Source organism: Aquirufa sp. ROCK2-A2 (assembly GCF_054558485.1).
Genome location: NZ_JBPXKA010000001.1, coordinates 478,095 through 495,721 on the forward strand (window position 1 = coordinate 478,095; position 17,627 = coordinate 495,721).

At 35.9% G+C, this 17,627-nt stretch carries 16 protein-coding genes; 6 read left to right on the plus strand and 10 right to left on the minus strand.

Annotated elements, in window-relative coordinates:
- Window positions 1–26: 26 nt before the first annotated feature.
- Window positions 27–755: a head GIN domain-containing protein gene (locus V7S76_RS02090; protein ID WP_459508345.1), complete on the plus strand. Its 729-nt coding sequence runs from the start codon at window positions 27–29 to the stop codon at window positions 753–755.
- Window positions 756–797: 42 nt separating this feature from the next.
- Here the strand turns inward: V7S76_RS02090 and V7S76_RS02095 are convergent, their stop codons facing one another.
- A complete protein-coding gene (locus tag V7S76_RS02095) occupies window positions 798–1,391 on the minus strand; it encodes a riboflavin synthase (protein ID WP_459508346.1) in 594 nt (197 codons plus the stop codon).
- A gap of 51 nt (window positions 1,392–1,442) precedes the next feature.
- Between V7S76_RS02095 and V7S76_RS02100 the strand changes: the two genes are divergently transcribed.
- Window positions 1,443–2,051 (plus strand): DUF1684 domain-containing protein, encoded by a 609-nt coding sequence (locus V7S76_RS02100; RefSeq protein ID WP_459508347.1) that lies wholly within the window; start codon window positions 1,443–1,445, stop codon window positions 2,049–2,051.
- Window positions 2,052–2,071: 20 nt separating this feature from the next.
- Here the strand turns inward: V7S76_RS02100 and V7S76_RS02105 are convergent, their stop codons facing one another.
- Entirely contained in the window at window positions 2,072–3,157 is a 1,086-nt protein-coding gene (locus tag V7S76_RS02105; protein WP_459508348.1) for a DUF5009 domain-containing protein, read from the minus strand.
- 76 nt (window positions 3,158–3,233) lie between these two features.
- On the opposite strand from V7S76_RS02105, the gene V7S76_RS02110 reads away from it, so the two are divergent.
- Window positions 3,234–4,310, plus strand: a complete 1,077-nt coding sequence (locus V7S76_RS02110; protein WP_459508349.1) for a mevalonate kinase family protein — start codon at window positions 3,234–3,236, stop codon at window positions 4,308–4,310.
- A 7-nt stretch (window positions 4,311–4,317) separates the two neighbouring features.
- Window positions 4,318–5,184 (plus strand): sugar phosphate nucleotidyltransferase, encoded by an 867-nt coding sequence (locus V7S76_RS02115; RefSeq protein WP_459508351.1) that lies wholly within the window; start codon window positions 4,318–4,320, stop codon window positions 5,182–5,184.
- Between the two features lie 88 nt (window positions 5,185–5,272).
- Here V7S76_RS02115 and V7S76_RS02120 read toward each other — a convergent pair whose 3' ends face one another.
- A complete protein-coding gene (locus V7S76_RS02120) occupies window positions 5,273–6,019 on the minus strand; it encodes a hypothetical protein (protein WP_459508352.1) in 747 nt (248 codons plus the stop codon).
- A 231-nt stretch (window positions 6,020–6,250) separates the two neighbouring features.
- Between V7S76_RS02120 and V7S76_RS02125 the strand changes: the two genes are divergently transcribed.
- Together V7S76_RS02125 and V7S76_RS02130 are read left to right on the plus strand one after the other, a co-directional pair.
- Complete coding sequence (locus tag V7S76_RS02125; protein WP_459508353.1) at window positions 6,251–7,312, plus strand: sensor histidine kinase; 1,062 nt, start codon at window positions 6,251–6,253, stop codon at window positions 7,310–7,312.
- Window positions 7,313–7,318: 6 nt separating this feature from the next.
- Window positions 7,319–8,053, plus strand: a complete 735-nt coding sequence (locus tag V7S76_RS02130) for a LytR/AlgR family response regulator transcription factor (protein WP_459508354.1) — start codon at window positions 7,319–7,321, stop codon at window positions 8,051–8,053.
- A gap of 15 nt (window positions 8,054–8,068) precedes the next feature.
- Here the strand turns inward: V7S76_RS02130 and V7S76_RS02135 are convergent, their stop codons facing one another.
- From V7S76_RS02135 to argH, 7 genes are all read right to left on the minus strand, one after another.
- Entirely contained in the window at window positions 8,069–9,415 is a 1,347-nt protein-coding gene (locus V7S76_RS02135; protein WP_459508355.1) for an MATE family efflux transporter, read from the minus strand.
- A gap of 199 nt (window positions 9,416–9,614) precedes the next feature.
- The gene (murA, locus tag V7S76_RS02140) at window positions 9,615–10,922 is read right to left on the minus strand and encodes a UDP-N-acetylglucosamine 1-carboxyvinyltransferase (RefSeq protein WP_459508356.1); all 1,308 of its coding nucleotides are present in this window, start codon (window positions 10,920–10,922) and stop codon (window positions 9,615–9,617) included.
- Window positions 10,923–10,931: 9 nt separating this feature from the next.
- Entirely contained in the window at window positions 10,932–11,588 is a 657-nt protein-coding gene (locus tag V7S76_RS02145; protein WP_459508357.1) for a DUF4290 domain-containing protein, read from the minus strand.
- 17 nt (window positions 11,589–11,605) lie between these two features.
- Window positions 11,606–11,983 carry a diacylglycerol kinase family protein gene (locus V7S76_RS02150; protein ID WP_459508358.1) on the minus strand — a complete coding sequence of 126 codons (378 nt, stop codon included), beginning with the start codon at window positions 11,981–11,983 and terminating at the stop codon, window positions 11,606–11,608.
- The gene (gene asnS, locus V7S76_RS02155; protein ID WP_459508359.1) at window positions 11,983–13,413 is read right to left on the minus strand and encodes an asparagine--tRNA ligase; all 1,431 of its coding nucleotides are present in this window, start codon (window positions 13,411–13,413) and stop codon (window positions 11,983–11,985) included. Before asnS ends, V7S76_RS02150 begins: the two co-directional genes overlap by 1 nt.
- Window positions 13,414–14,594: 1,181 nt before the next feature.
- Window positions 14,595–16,037 (minus strand): RNA polymerase factor sigma-54, encoded by a 1,443-nt coding sequence (gene rpoN / locus V7S76_RS02160; protein ID WP_459508360.1) that lies wholly within the window; start codon window positions 16,035–16,037, stop codon window positions 14,595–14,597.
- Between the two features lie 236 nt (window positions 16,038–16,273).
- Window positions 16,274–17,626 (minus strand): argininosuccinate lyase, encoded by a 1,353-nt coding sequence (gene argH / locus V7S76_RS02165; RefSeq protein WP_459508361.1) that lies wholly within the window; start codon window positions 17,624–17,626, stop codon window positions 16,274–16,276.
- Between the last annotated feature and the right edge of the window lies 1 nt (window position 17,627).

Consider the following 17,627-nt stretch of genomic DNA (forward strand, 5'->3'; position numbering starts at 1 on the left):
CGCATTGCTTAAACTTTAAATCATACATGATGAAATCACTTATTCAAAAAACATTTTTATTACTCTTATTGCTTATTTCGGTTCAATCGCTTTGGGCATCTGATACAAATACACGGAAAGTTTTTAAAGTGGCGGGTTTTCATTCTTTGGAAATTGGTCATGCTTTCGAAATTCATGTCAAAAAATCGAATAACTATTCGCTAGTTGCCATCGGAAATTCGGAAGATATTGATGAGTTAAAAGTAGATATCAGTGGTAACACATTGGAAGTAGAGTATAAAAATACCGGTTCTTGGTTAAATTGGAATTGGGGAAATGGTAAGAATAAGATAATTCTTGAGATTTCTATGCCGGAATTACACTCGGCCTATTTTTCTGGAGCTACAAAAGTGGATATAGTAGGATTCAATAATGAAGAAGATTGTAAAATTTCTGTTTCAGGAGCGTCTAAAATAAATATAGTGGATATCAATGCGGATAAATTAACCTTTGATATTTCAGGTGCAGCGAAAGTGACTGTAAGCGGACAAGCCATTAAATTAAATTTTGAGGCTTCAGGTGCAAGTAAATTAGATGCTTTTGATTTGTTTGTTCGAGATGCAGATTTAGGTTTGAGCGGTGCAAGTTCTGCGATGGTAAAGGTGCAAAAATCTTTAAAAGTGGAGGCTTCGGGAGCATCCAAAGTTATTTATAGAGGAAGACCAAATGTCAGCAAAGACATTTCAGGCGCATCAAAAGTTTACGCGGAAAATTAGATGAAGTTTGATAACTACCTGGCTTACGCTAATTCAGGTAGTTTATTGGTTATATTTCTGACTTATTTTCTGTAAATATTTTCCAATGATGTCAAATTCTAAATTCACTCGATCTCCAATTTTCAGTTGATGAAAAACCGTATGTTCAAACGTATATGGAATAATAGCAACTGAAAATAAATCATCCTCGGATTGAACTACTGTAAGGCTGGTTCCATTCACACAAATACTTCCCTTTTCTACTGTCATTTGTCCACTGGATGCAGGATAGCTGAAAAAGAATTCCCAAGATCCATCATTGATTTTGATATCTTTGACACTGCCTGTTAAATCCACATGGCCTTGAACAATATGGCCATCAAAGCGGGAATGAGCCAACATACATCTTTCTAAATTGACTTTTTGACCTATTTGTAAATCGCCTAGATTGGTTTTTTTTAAGGTTTCTTCAATGGCCGTCACACGATATTGCTGCTCATTAATTTCTACAACTGTCAGACAAACACCGTTATGGGCAAGAGATTGGTCAATTTTCAATTCATGAGTAAAGGCACTTGAAAACCAGAAGTCGCAATTAGTACCTTCGAATTCTTTTTTCTCCAATAGCCCCATGGCCTCTACAATTCCTGTAAACATCCGTTTTATTTTATATTTTTGTCAAGATTTTTCAAAATTACATCCAATACAATGAAATTCAAGCCTTGGTATTTAATAATCTTTTTTGTTTTGGCCTTCATCATTTATGTGAGTATTCCAGATAATACAAAATCAGACCTCCAAAAATCCAATCAAGATTCTATATCAGTCATCAACAGCCGATCTCAAAAGGATGAATCCTTTCGAACGCTGGAAGATTCGCCTTTTCAAGAAAAAGCTAGTTTTAAAGGCTTGAAGTATTATGAGTATCAATCAAAATGGAAAGTGGATTTCAGTCTTAAAAAAGTAAAAAATGCGGAGCCTATTTCCATTAAAATGACAGACGGAACCGAGGAAAAAATGATATTCTTTGGATTGATTTCTGCTGAAATCGAGGGTGAAAAATTGGAATTAGAATTATTTCAGCATGATAATGGTAATTTTTTCCTTGCCTTTAAAGATTTAAGCGCACCAATAGAAACATACGGTGGCGGCAGATACATCGATATTCCAGCTGAACAATTAAAAGGTGATCATTTGATCGTTGATTTCAATCAAGCCTATTTTCCTTATTGTGCATACAATTCAACATATGCTTGCCCAGTTCCTCCCAAAAATAATCGGATAGCCATCAAAGTGGATGCGGGTGAACGTTTCTAGAAGGGTAAACAGTGGTAAAATTAAATACTGATATACACTTTCTTTTTGTCCATAAAGCGGGCCATCAAGGCTATTAGACCAAGAACTACCAAGGAATTGAGCACTTCGTAAATAGGTTCGGTTATATTCAATCGTTCGGCTATTCCTTTGATGAAAATCAAAGATGAATCATTCAACCACTCTGGGCCGATGGATTCAAAAAACAAGTATATAAAAATGGAATTTTTGCCAAATGATAAGATGGTATTGGAAACAGCGATGATCGGTTTTTCTCTTTCCCAATTCAAATAGAAAAAGCCCATCAGAATGGAAATCCAACCACCGGATGCAATGGTGAAAGATAGAGTTGCTGTTCTTTTAATAATCGGAATACCTGCCCAATCCAAGCCATATCCGATGATTAATCCCAAAATACCCAAGGCAAATAAAGTTCTTAAAACAGCTTGTTTGTCTGTGGTACGGTGGATAATTCTACCTAATAAGGCTCCCCAAATGGTATGCGCAGCTGTTGGAATACAATTGATGGCAATCCAATGACCACCGCTTAATTTTCCCATTAATGCCATATCCATATAAGAACCGAAGTTTTTATCTGGTACATAAGCTTGATCATAGCCTGGGATTTCAGAAAAAACATAAAGACTATGAGAAAGTAATAATAAAAAGAGGGAGGCTGCAATTTGAAGAGGTATCGAAAAGCGCAAAAGAAAGAATGCAATTAGTGTTGTTATGGACAATTGAGTTAATACATTCCAAAGTTCTAGAACTATTTTTCCTCTATATAAACAATGTAAACCTGTTCCAAATAAAAATAAGATGATGGATCTTTTGATGATTTTCGGCCATAATTTGGCATAGGTTGAACCGGAATCAAGTCTTTTGTAGGTTGAAAAATATAGTGCGGCGCCAGCAATGGTCATAAATCCAGGTTGAATTAAATCCCAAAAATGTAAACCTTGCCATTCTACATGAAAGAATTGCTCGATAATTGGGTTATTGGGAAACAACTTATCCAGATTGTGATACAAACCCGTACTTTCAGCGGCAAGAAGAAATAAAATAAAACCACGGAAGTAATCAACAGAAGGTATTCGTTGGGTAATCATGATTTAAATTTTGTGTGAATAAGCTAAGGTATTTATTTAATTTCAATTTTGTACTTTTGTCAATTATAATTTTTTTATGATTGTTTCTACCCCCGGTCGTATTTGTTTGTTTGGAGAACACCAAGATTATTTAGGTTTACCTGTTATAGCAGCTGCCATTTCTAAACGCATTCAAATCAAAGGTCAATTTCGTGCTGATAATTTGATTCATTTTTCTCTGCCTGATATTGGTAAAGAAGAATCATTTCAATTAACTTATCCATTAAGCTATTCCAAAGAAAGGGATTATTTTAAAAGTGTCTGTAATGTGTTGACTCGGAAGGGGCATCAAATCGACAGAGGTTTGGAATTAGAGATTCGTGGAAATATTCCCATCAATTCTGGTACCTCCAGTTCTTCTGCTTTATTGGTTTCATGGGTAAAGTTTTTAAGTGAAATGTATCATTTGGATTATTCTCAAAAGCAAATTGGGGAAATCACTTATGAAGCAGAAGTGTTGGAATTTACTGAACCTGGGGGAATGATGGATCAATATTCGACCGCCGTAGGGAATGTTATATTTTTGGAAAGTGTACCCAAAATTTCCATTCAAACGTATCAAAATAATTTAGGAACCTTTGTTTTAGGTGATTCATTAGAGGCGAAAGATACCTTAGGGATACTTTCTAGGGTTAAATTCGGCACTTTGGCCGGGATTAAAAAAATCCAGGAACAAAATCCAACCTTTGATTTGGCCACTTGTACCTTGGAGGAATGCAAGATGTATCAAGCGCTTTTAACGGAGGATGAATGGATATTGTTAACCGCCAATTTATCGGATCGTGATATTTTATTATCGGCCAAAAAGATGTTTGAGGGTAATGAGGCTTGGAGTGATGTGAAATTGGGTGATTTATTGAATTTACATCAAGAAAATTTGAGAGATCATAAACGAATTTCTACACCCAAAATCGATCGGATGATCCAAGCATCTTTGAGGGCAGGTGCTTTGGGTGCCAAAATAAATGGCTCAGGAGGTGGCGGATGTATGTTTGCCTATGCTCCCAATAATCCTGAAAAAGTAGTAGAAGCGATTGAAGCTGAAGGTGGCAAGGCCTATATCATCCGAGTAGATGAAGGAACAAAATTAGAAACGGAAAGTTTATTTTATTAATATTTAGATGAAAAAGAGATTATTAATTTTAGCGGGGGGTATGGCTTCGCGAATGAAAAAAGCGCTCAATGAAGGCAGTGATTTAGATCCAAATTTGGTGGCACAGGCAAATTCGGTAACCAAAGGGATGATCCAAGTTGGAAAGAATGGCAAGACTTTAATTGATTATCAATTATACAATGCTCATTTGGCTGGTATTGAGGAAGTAATGCTTTTGTTGCACCCAACCGACCAAATTACTCAGGAATATTGCGAATCATTGATGGCCAAAGATGCTTGTTGGGGATTAAAAATTGTTTTTTCAAGACAATTAATTCCTGCGGATCGTGAAAAACCTTCAGGGACAGCGGATGCAGTTTATCAGGCATTGATGCAACACGAAGATTGGAAAACTGGTCGTGTGATTGTTTGTAATTCAGATAATTTGTATTCAGTGAATGCTTTGAAAACGCTATGGGCATCAGACCATTCGGAAGCCTTAATTAGCTACCACCGAGATAGTTTACTTTATCCAGCAGAAAGAATTTCGGCTTTTGCTTTAATTCGCACCGATTCAGAAGGTTATTTGTTGGAAATCATTGAAAAACCAAGCTCAGAACAAGCAGAAGAATTGAAGGCTCAATTGGGTCGCTTAGGTGTTAGTATGAATATTTTTGTGTTTGAGTCGAGTGCATTTTTGCCTTATTTGGAAAAAACACCTTTCCATCCAATTAGAAATGAGAAAGAATTACCTACTTCCGTAGCGATGTATGGGGAAGGCACCGGACGCGGATTTTTTGCCATACCTCTGGCAGAAAATGTTCCTGATTTAACAAGCAAAGAAGATATTTTAGTGATGCAAAAGTATTTGGAAGATACTTATGGCGATTTTTAACGAAAAAGAGGTAAGAATGTGCGATTCTGCATTCTTACCTCTTTTTACTAAAAAGATAAATTGTAAATAATCCTTAAGGATGAAAACCCTATTTTTTCTTAAACTTCTGATCAAATAAGCCTAGTTTTAATCCTAGATTGCCTGATAAACCGGACATTTCTTCGGTTGAATTTTTCCCAGCGGCAATGCGATAATTGATTCCCGAAAATACTTTGATGTATTTATAAACATTCAATTCTAAATTAACACCTGCTTGAATTCCTAACGATTTTGGACCACCGAATGCATTTCGATCATTGCGATCAAAATCATTGTCATGGCCGTTTGGATAGGGTAGATAGGTGGCGGAAGAATAAGCTGGTTGAGCCATGATATTTTCACGTCGAGTTCGAATCGTACCAATTAATAAAGGGAAGCTTACGTGTAAAATGGAATTGGCTTTAGCGGTATATTCGATTGAGAAAGCTGTAAAAGCTGTTTCAGGTTTATCCATGATCACACAATTACAATATCCGTTATTGTCATCTCCTCTCTTACGAACATTCTGTAAATGTGTTATTCCGATGGACCATTTATTATTAGCCTGAAATGCCACATTCATTCCTGCTTGCGGACCTAATTGTCCAAATTGACTAATGGCTGACATGGAAACTCCCCACGATTTTAATTTCATTGTTTTGTTATCTGAAAACAATGTTTTCATTTTTGAGGATTCGGTCTTGTTCGTTTTTGAACTATCCTTGGTTGATTGGGTTGGTGAGGTATTTTGTGCAAAAATGTTAAGGGATGAGAATAGAAAAATGAAGATGGCTGTTAGGCGGATTGTATTTATCATGTTTTTAGAGTTTAAATTACTTCGCAATCTAGTCATCTTTTTTTTGAAAATAATGAACTCTCGATGATTTATGCTTTGATGACTATCTATTCATTTTTCTTGTAGATTAGTTTATTTATTTTGGATAGTTGTCGTTTTTCGTTCATTTGTCGATGAGATAGATGGGATGGTAGTTTGAGTTTTCTATTCGTTATAAAATGTATAGATTTGTGGGCTTTTAAAAGAGGTTCTATGTGGCGAGTTTGGAATTCACCGAATGCAAAAATAAGTTTTAAGATATTATTTAACCTGATTCTTTGGGGAATTTGGATAGGGCTTCCGCTATTAAGTCCTGTGCACCATCCACACGAGAATACTCATCCGCATCCTCATGAAAATCCAGAATTTTCTGAGCATATTTGGTTAGAACTTTCTACTGTTGTTCCCTTATTTTATGTGATAACACTCATTTTGATCCCTTTGGTTTTCAAAAGGAAAGGCGTTTTAGTTTTTATTATTTCACTGGTTTTGGTGGTCTTTTTGTTTTTAGCCATACAGTATCTTGTTCAAGGTTATGTGATGTCATTTGAACCATTTGAGAAGGGAAGAGGAAATTGGAAAGGTATATTTCCTTTGGTCATGATCACGGGAATTGCATCTACTTATGGTTTGTTATTGGAATTTATTGAAATTGAAGCCAATAAGGAAGAGAAATTTAGTGAACAAATGAAATCGGAATTGTCTTTTTTGCGTTCTCAAATTAGTCCTCATTTTATCTTCAACGTATTGAATAGTATTGTCTATTTAATACGTACCAAATCTTCCAAAGATGCCGAAGCGGTAACCATCAAGTTATCTTCTTTGATGCGTTATATGTTGTATGATTCTGACCAATCCATGGTACCACTGACACGTGAATTAGAATATTTGAGCAATTACATTGATCTTCAAAAAACGCGTTTTGAGGATGATATTCAAATTGAATTCAAACATGTAGGTGTTCTTGGATCTTACATGATTGAACCTATGTTGTTGATTCCCTTTGTTGAAAATGCATTTAAACATGGAGTAGGAAATGTATTAAATCCCTTTATATCCATTGAATTTATGATTAATGAGGGTTTATTGAACTTTAAAGTAGTCAATAAAATTGGAAAGGTTTTTTCAGAGAATAAAGATCCGGATTCAGGTATTGGTTTAAAAAATGTGACTCGAAGATTAGAAATGTTATATCATCAAAATCATCAATTGAAAGTTGAGCAAGCGGAAGATGTATTCACTGTGGAATTGGCAATTTCTTTACATAAAAATTAATAGATCATGCAAAAAATGAATTGTATTGTAGTGGATGATGAAAGTATGGGAAGGAGATTATTGGAAGATAATGTTCAGCAATTGCCTTTTTTGAATTTGGTTGCTTCTTGCAAAAATGCATTTGAAGCCATGGAAGCTTTGCAAAAAAATCAAGTGGATTTGATCTTTTTAGATATTCAAATGCCTGGAATGTTGGGCACTCAATTTTTGCAAACCTTGAAAAACAAGCCCTTGGCTATTTTTGTAACTGCCTACGAAAATTATGCAATTGAAAGTTATGCTTTGGACGTTGTTGACTATTTGGTTAAACCTGCTAGTTTAGAACGATTTTCGTTAGCGGCGCATAAGGCGCTTCAATTATTTCAATCTAATCATCCAATAACGAATACCATTTCAGAACCCATTTTGCCGAAAGAAGATTATTTTTTCGTGAACGTTGAATATTCGTTGGTTCGTATTTCTATTCCTCAAATTACACACATTGAAGGTTTGAAAGATTATATCAAAATCTTTTTGGAAGGTGAAAAACGTCCAGTATTGACCAAATTAACCATGAAATCGATTGAGGCAAAAGTGGTTGATTTTCAGTTTTTACGTGTTCATAAATCTTTCATTGTTAATCTTCGAAAAATTGAACAATTAAAGCAACAGCGAATTAAAATTGGAACCTTTGATATTCCTGTAAGCGATTCCCATATAGGTGAATTGATGGAAAAAATTAATTTAACGAAGCCTATTTAGGTTATGGTTCGCTTATTAAATTTCTAAATCTTCAAATTTAATCGACTTGGCTCTTTGGTAAAATCGCCAAGGGAGTAGGATGGATGAACATACTAAACTTGCCGTAAGTCCCATCCAAATGCCAACAGCACCTATTTTCAAGTAAATTCCTAAATAATAACTGAGCGGTAATCCAATGACCCAATAACAAAAAATGGTTATAGCTGTGGGAAGTTTGACATCCTGTAAGCCTCTTAATAATCCCAAAGCAACGGCTTGTATACCATCGAATAATTGGAATATAGCGCCCCAAACAACTAATTGAACAGCAATGTCAATCACTTCGATTTCTTGGGTGTAACCTCTAACTAAAATGGATCTCCCTGTATACATGATAATGGCACAAATCGCCATAAAGCCAATTGCAATTAGTAGGGCTGCATTTCCAGAAATAATGATTCCTTTGCGATTTTTTTCTCCTAGATCGGTTCCTACATTAATGCCACCTGCAGCAGCAATTCCTGTGGCTGCCATATAAGTTAATGAAGCCATGTTGATTGCTACGATGTGAGCCGCTTGCGCTGTAATACTGATCCAACCCATCATTACCACAGCCATTCCGAAAGTGGCAATTTCGAAAAATCCTTGCATGCCACTTGGAATACCTATTTTCAAAATGCTTTTCTCTAAGGCTAGGGCGTGTTTTGAACTTAATTTGGATTCAAAAAATACTTGATATTCTTTCTTTCGAAAGATGTAAATGCCTAAAGCTGTCGCCATTAATATTCTTGCTATTAGTGTGGAAATGCCTGCACCAAAAAGTCCCATGGCTGGAAAGAATAAGAATCCGTTGATTAAGATGTGATTGAGGGCAATATTGAAAAATAAGGCAGAAACCGTTATAATCATAGCTATTTTCGTGTTCCTTAGTCCGTCCGTAAAGCTTTTGAAAGCGGAGAATACGAAAGTAGGGATAACAGAAATGGAAATTAAAGCCAAAAAGGGTAAAGTTAATTGTTTATTGATGGCTGTTTGTTGAAATAAATCATAATTCCATCCAACAATACCGATAATTGCAATAGTTATGATACCCAAAAACAAGGCAATTCTGATACTTGCTCGTAATAAATGACCACATTCCTCGACATTTCCTTCTGCTTCTGCTTTGGAAATCATTGGTGCAATGATTTGTAAACAAATTAATCCAACAATGGCCACTGTAAAAAAAATAGAACCTGCCATGCCAGATGCTCCTAAGCTTTCAGCGGCTAATTCCTTCATTTGACCCACTTGAATGGTATCAGCCAAACCCATTAGCATAACACCTATTTGTCCAATGACAATCGGGATGGCTAGCTGAATGGTGGATGCAATTTTTTTCAATGAAAGCGGATTTTAATTATGAATTATGATTTTAAAAAAATAGCTCATTCCGTATGATTTATACCTCATAATCTCTCTTTTGGCTTCGAGCGCCTCAGCCACCTATTACCTATTACCTATTACCTATTACCTATTACCTTTTACCTATTACCTATTACCTATTACCTTTTTCCTATTACCTATTACCTATTTTTGCCTATTAAATCCGAACGATTTCAGCACCTATGGCATTTAAACGGGTATCGATATTTTGGTATCCACGATCAATTTGTTCAATATTATCAATGATGGAAGTACCATTGGCCGACATCGCTGCAATCAAAAGGGAAACACCGGCACGAATATCGGGAGAAGACATTCGGATGCCTTTTAATGTTTGTTTACGATCAAATCCAACCACTGTTGCACGGTGTGGATCGCAAAGGATGATTTGTGCACCCATTTCAATCAAACGATCAACAAAGAACAAACGACTTTCGAACATTTTTTGATGAATAAGTACCGTGCCTTTTGCTTGGATGGCCGTTACTAAAATGATGGATAATAGATCGGGAGTAAATCCAGGCCAAGGATGATCAGAGATGGTCAACATGGACCCGTCGATGAAGTTTTCTAATTCATAATGTTCTTGAGCAGGAATATGAATGTCATCGCCACGGAATTCCATTTTGATCCCCAATTTTTGAAATACAGTTGGAATAATACCTAATTCAGCAATTTGACAGTTTTTAATGGTGATTTCCGATTGAGTCATAGCTGCCATACCGATAAACGATCCGATTTCGATCATATCTGGCAACATGGTATGTTCTGTCCCACCTAATTTTTTAACACCTTCGATGGTTAATAAATTAGAGCCTATTCCTGTGATTTTGGCTCCCATTCTATTCAACATTTTACATAATTGTTGTAGATAGGGTTCGCAGGCAGCATTATAGATGGTCGTTGTACCCTCCGCTAGAACCGCTGCCATTAAAATATTGGCTGTTCCTGTAACAGAAGCTTCATCCAGCAACATATAGGTACCTTTCAACTCTGAAGCATCTACTTCATAAATTCCTCCATCTTCCGCACTATAATTGAATTTAGCACCCAATTTCATGAATCCAAAAAAGTGTGTATCTAATCTTCTACGACCAATTTTATCTCCTCCTGGGGAAGGAATTCTGCCTTTTTTAAATCGGGCTAAAGTGGGTCCTACCAACATCACAGAACCTCTCAAAGCAGCCGCTTTTTTCTTGTAAGTATCTGATTCAAGATATTCGATATTTACTTGTGAAGCATCGAATTCTATACTTGATTCATTCAGTCTACGAGTTCTTACACCCATATCTCCTAATAAATCAATTAATTGATTGACATCCCGGATATTTGGAATATTGTGAATAGTAACTGGTTCATCAGTTAAAACCACTGCACATAATATTTGTAATGCTTCGTTTTTAGCGCCCTGAGGGGTAATTTCACCTTTTAATTTTCTTCCGCCGGTAACTTTGAATGATGCCATATTTAGATACTATTTTTTATGTCTAGGATTGAAATTCCTGTTGGAACGGTAATTGTTGTTATTATTATTTTTGCGGTAATTGTTGTTTCTCGTTTGTGGAGCAAAATCATTGGTTGCATACGCATTTCTAGCGTTATTGGCTACTTTAGCATGTCCTAAATTTTCTTGTGAAAGCTCGTCCACAACGGCTGAAAGCATGTTTTCCGACATTTCTTTGATGTTTTGCCAAATGACTTTATCATCAACGCTTTCCTTATTCCAAGTTACATAGAAACCTTTCATCAATCGAGCGATGTAGGCCACCAATATTTTTTTGTCTTCCAATTTTTCTTCTGCCATGGCTCGTAGAATTAACAATTCTACATTGCGGCCATAGTGTTTGAATTTCAAGTGATGTTGGTTATAATTCACTTTTTTAGGTGCTCTACCAACTGATTCAGGTGATGGTGGAGGAAAAGGACCAACAACATCCAATTTGAAATTGGAAAGTATGTATAAGTCATCCCATAATTTTTTAGAATAATCTTGGGTATTATCCTTCATGCCTGGATGAATTTGCTTCATCAATTCAATCATAATGAAGGCATATTTAGTCCTTTTTTCTCGATCTAAAACAGTGAGAATGTAATCAACTAATTTTTGTACACTGGAACCGTATTCTTTCATAAACTATTGTTTATCGATTAATTCGAAAAGACTAAATGCATCAAAAGATGCGGAAATGATATAAGGCAAAAGATGATGATTGCCCAAATAACTAAAACCAAAACAGCACCCGCAGCGTAATCTTTTGCTTTTTTTGCCAATGGATGAAATTCTGGAGCGACTAAATCGGTTATTTTTTCTAAAGCTGAATTGATTAATTCAGCCACCCAAACTCCTGCAATGGCTAGGGAAATCCACAGCCATTCATTTGTTGAAAAATTCAATTTCAACCCCACCAAGATGACCAAAATGGTACTTACTAGGTGTATTTTGGCATTGTTTTCTTCTTTGATCAATTGCATAATGCCTGACCAAGCGATGGAAATACTCTTGAATGCTTTTCCTAAATTGATCATTAAAATTCTGCCGATTTAGGAGTACGTGGGAATGGAATTACGTCACGAATATTACTCATGCCAGTTACAAATAAAACTAATCGCTCAAATCCTAAGCCAAAGCCTGCATGAGGCGCAGATCCGAATTGTCGGGTCTGTAAATACCACCAAATGGAATCTTCTTCAATACCCACTTCTTTGGTTCTCTGTAATAATTTTTCGTAATTATCTTCTCTTTGAGAACCTCCAATGATTTCACCAATTCCTGGAAATAGAACGTCCATGGCACGTACGGTTTTTCCATCTTCATCTTGCTTCATATAAAAAGCTTTGATTTCTTTCGGGTAGTTGGTTAAAATAACTGGCTTTTTGAAATGTTTTTCTACCAAATAACGCTCATGTTCACTTTGTAAATCAATGCCCCATTCTACTGGATAATTGAATTTACCTTGTTTATGTGCTTTTGATTGCAATAATATTTCAATGGCAGCTGTATAGGTTAAGCGCTCAAAGGTATTTTCACTTACAAAACGTAATTTTTCGGATAATGTCAATTCCGATTGTTCTTCTTTTTTCTTGGTTTTTTCTTCCTCCAATAGACGTTTTTCTAAGAAATTGATATCATCAGCACAATTATCTAAGGCATATTTGATCAAGTATTTGATAAAATCTTCTGCCAAATTCATGTTATCTGTTAATTCATAAAATGCGACTTCAGGTTCTACCATCCAAAATTCAGCTAAATGCCGAGTTGTATTTGAATTTTCAGCACGGAATGTAGGTCCAAAGGTGTAAATTTTGGATAAAGCCATGGCTCCTAATTCACCTTCCAATTGTCCAGATACCGTCAAATTGGTTTCTTTTCCGAAGAAATCTTCCTTGTAATCGACCTTTCCGTCTTCTGTTAATGGAGGATTCAAGGCAGGTAGTGTACTTACACGAAACATTTCGCCAGCACCTTCAGCATCGGAACCCGTGATGATGGGAGTGTGCAAATAGAAGAAACCGTTGTTATTGAAATATTGATGGATGGCAAATGCCAATGCATGTCTGATTCGTAAAATTGCCGAAAAAGTATTCGTTCTGGGTCTTAAATGGGCAATTTCACGCAAAAATTCTAGTGAGTGCTTCTTAGGTTGTAAAGGGTATTTTTCAGGATCCGCTGTTCCATATACTTCGATGGATTCTACTTGAATTTCAACCGATTGACCTTGACCTTGTGAAGCAATTAGTTTACCGGTTGCTGCAATGCAAGACCCTGTGGTAACCAATTTTAAGGTTTCTTCTGAAATAATTCCATCTGAAACGACTGCTTGAATATTGTGGATGGTTGATCCATCATTCATTGCGATGAATGCGACGGCGGATGAAACACGTTTGGTACGAACCCAACCTTTGACCGTGATGGTCTGTTCGGCTGGACTAAGCTGTAAAATTTCTTTAATTTGCATATAATTATTCCTCGTTGGCCCATCCTACATGGGCAAATTAGCCTTAAAATTAGCTATTTTTTTTTGATTTAACAAAGGGAATAGAGAAGTGAGGGGAGAGAAAAAGGGGAGAGGGAAGAGATAAAATGTCACGATGGAAAAGGTTACAGAAAAAATCAGTTAATTGATCAAAAATATAAGTTTTCAATTAGTAATAATCCATGCCATTTTTTATGGGGAAATGGGGCCCCCTTACCCCCTGCAATTTAATGGTTAAAAAGTTCAGTTGTTTGATAAAATTATTTTCGATGCGTTTCTTATCGCAATTGACTTCGGCTACGATCAGCCAAGGCTACATTCTTGATTTTTCAAGACATTGTACGCAAAGATTTCATAATTTATCATGAAGCTTTTACCTTTTTCCTCAACTCACCTAACTTTCTTAAATTATTATTAAAAGAAAAGGATTTAGAAAAAATCAGTTAAATGATGAAAAATATAAGTTTTCATTTAGTAATTATCCATGCCATTTTTTATGGGGAAATGGGGCCCCTTACCCCCTGCAATTTAATGGTTAAAAAGTTCAGTTGTTTGATAAAATCATTTTCGATGCTCTTCTCATCATTTTGGGCTTCGGCTCCGCTCAGCCAAGGCAAATTTTGTTCTTCTAATCGCTTTTGGATCGACTCTACTCAGCCATGGCTACATTCTTGATTTTTCAAGATATTGTACGCAAAGATTTCATAATTCATCATGAAGCTTTTACCTTTTTCCTCAACTCACCTGGCTTTCTTGAATCATTAATAAAAGAAAAGGATTTTGAAAAAATAAGTTAATTGATGAAAAATATAAGTTTTCAATTAATAATGCGAATTAAGGGTTAAAAACGGGGTCATTCATTATAAATATTTCAAATATGGCCAAAGCTTAATCCTAACAAAAGAAACGAAATAAACTATGAGGTATGAATTATGAATTTTCAAAAACGCTCATAATTCCTTCAAAGCAATGCCACAGAAAAAGAATTAGCCAATAAATTGCATGGCAATCCAGGATTGGACTTATCCTCAATCGATTAGTACTGAATTTATGTACTTATTTCAACCTTTAATTCGCATTAATAATTATCTATGCCAATTTAATAAGGAAATTGGGCCCTTTACCATACAGAATTAAACTTACTATTGACTTTCTATCTCTTCTTAAACCCCTCTTCTCAACCGCGCGATAGGTATTCCTAATTGTTCCCGATATTTCGCCACAGTTCTACGTTTGACCGTAAACCCTTTTTCCGCCAATAATTGCTCAATTTCATCATCCGAATGAGGGGCATTGGCATTTTCATTTTCAATCATTTCTTTTAAAATGTTTTTTAATTCTCTGGTAGAAAAGTCCTCTCCTGAATCGTTGGTGATACCTTCAGTGAAAAAATATTTCAACGGATATATTCCAAAATCGGTTTGAACCGATTTGGCAGAAACAACTCGAGAAACGGTTGAAATATCCATTTCGATTAATGCCGCAATCTCCTTCATCTTCAAGGGTTTCAATTCGGCATCATCACCCGTTAAGAAAAAGTCGTACTGCAAAGAAATGATGCTCTGCATGGTTTTTAGTAAGGTTGCTTGCCTTTGTTGAATGGCCTGAATAAACCAAGATGCGGCGTCTAATTTATGTTTAATAAAGGTTACAGCTTCTTTGATTTCTTTCTTTTCCTTACCCCCTTTTTCATAGGTCTGAAGCATTTCTTGAAATGATTTAGACACCTTTAGTTCAGGAGCATTTTTGCCATTTAACTTGATTTCTAGCTTTCCTTGACTATTCGTTACAATGAAATCAGGTTGTAAATAGGGTGCTATTTCCCCTTCTGAACTTCCTCCTGGTTTTGGATTGAGTTGGGTAATAATGGAAATGATTTTTTTAAAATCCTTGTCATCAAGACCCATTTTTTGTTGAATAATACCAAAATGTTTTTTAGAAAATTCTTCAAAATATTTGTCGATTAATATCAAGGCTTGTCGATTGTAAGCTTGGTCGAGATCTTTTCTTTGTAATTGCAACTTTAAGCATTCTTGCAAATCTCTCGCTCCAATTCCAGCAGGATCTAATTGTTGGACCATTTTTAATACCGATTCAACTTCTTTGTAATCGGTATCAAATCCTTGAGTGAAGGCCAAATCATTTACGATACTTTCGATATTTCGACGCAAATATCCATCGTCTTCCAATGATCCAATGAGTTGTTGAGCAATTAATTCTTCTCTTTCTGATTTGACGACGAACCCAATTTGCATCAATAAAAATTCTTCCGCACTTGGCACTGTCGCCATGGGTCTTTCCCTACTTTCTTCGTTGGGGTCATATGAATCGCCAGCCATTTTATATCCAGCATAATCATCTTGTAAGTAATCTCCAATTTCGAGTTCTTCTCGTTCTAAATCATCAACGGTTTCTCTTTCGCTGTTTTCTGAATCGTCAAAGGAATCATTTTCAAAGCCCTCTTCCAAGGCCGGGTTGTCCTCTAATTCTTCCTCTATGCGAGCAGCTAACTCAGCGGTTGGTACCTGCAACAATTTGACAAATTGTATTTGTTGCGGGGATAATCGCTGCTGTTGAGAAATTTTTATGGATAAACCACTTTTCATATTTGAATAATTATGAGTGATGGAGAAGAGAGAAAAGAGAAGAGAGAAAAGAGAAGAGAGAAAAGAGAAGAGAGAAAAGAGAAAAGAGAAGAGAGAAGAGAGAAGAGAGAAGAGAGAAGAGAGAAGAACTAAGACCTCTTACCACTTACCTATCACCTCTTACCTATTACCTCTTACCTTTTACCTTTTACCTATTACCTATTACCTTTTACCTATTACCTCTTACCTTTTACCTATTACCTTTTACCTTTTACTACATACATCATCATCGCTTTTTCTACTTTTTCAAAACCAAATCTTGACCATGCAAGGTCTTTTTGTGATTGAATTTGTGCTAAACCAAGATTTCCAATGCTTCCTAAATGACTATGTTGTAAAGTCCGACTGGATCCATCGAATTCACCATCTTGGATCATTTTGCCTACTTTTTGGTAAGCCTCTCTAAATGGCATTCCTTCCACAACCAAATTGTTTACCGCTTCCACGCTAAATAGTAAGTCATATTTTGAATCATTCAATAAATCTTTTTTGACTTTCATATGACTCGCCATATAATGAGTAATTTCCAAGGCTACCTTTATTTCTTCAATAGCGGGCATTAAAAGTTCTTTGGTCAATTGAAATTCTCTATGGTAACCTGATGGCAGATTGCTCATTAGTAATTGCAATTGATTAGGCAATGCTTTTAATTTATTGGTTTTACCTCTCAATAATTCGGCAACATCTGGATTTTTTTTGTGAGGCATAATGGAACTTCCAGTGGTCAATGTATCTGGTAATTCTATAAAGCCAAAATTTTGCGAGTTGTATAAACAAACGTCCATGGCTAAACGACTTAGCGTTGTAGCAATTTGACTGATGGCCGTTAGTACATAAAATTCGGTTTTACCTCTGGATAATTGTGCATTAACAACATTCACATGTGGAGCTTCAAATCCTAGTAAATCCGTGGTCATTTGTCTGTCCAATGGAAAAGAAGAACCGTAACCCGCACCAGATCCCAATGGATTTTTATTGGCTAATCGAAACGCCGCCTCTAGTAATTCCATGTCTTCCACCAAACATTCGGCATAGGCACCAAACCATAATCCAAAAGAAGATGGCATGGCAATTTGTAAGTGGGTATAACCAGGCAACAAATCGTTTTGATGCGCTTCACTTTTTATCAATAAAAGATCAAAAAGCTGTCCCACCAATTCAGCTATTTTTTGAATTTCAGCACGCATGAATAGCTTCAAATCCACCAAAACTTGATCATTTCTAGATCTACCTGCATGAATTTTTTTTCCTAAATCACCAAGTTTTTGAGTCAATAACCATTCAATTTGAGAATGAACATCTTCCATTCCATCATCAATAACAAATTCGCCAGCGTCAATTTTTGCCAAAATTTCTTTTAATTCTGTTAACAAAGGCTGTAATTCTTCTTTTTGGATCAATCCCACTTTTTCCAACATCGTGATATGTGCCATGGAGCCAATGGCATCGTAACGAGCTAACTGCAGATCATAGATTGGATCATTTCCAATCGTAAATTGATCAATTTTAGCATCCGTTGTTTGGTTCTCTTTTTGCCAAATTTTTGCCACT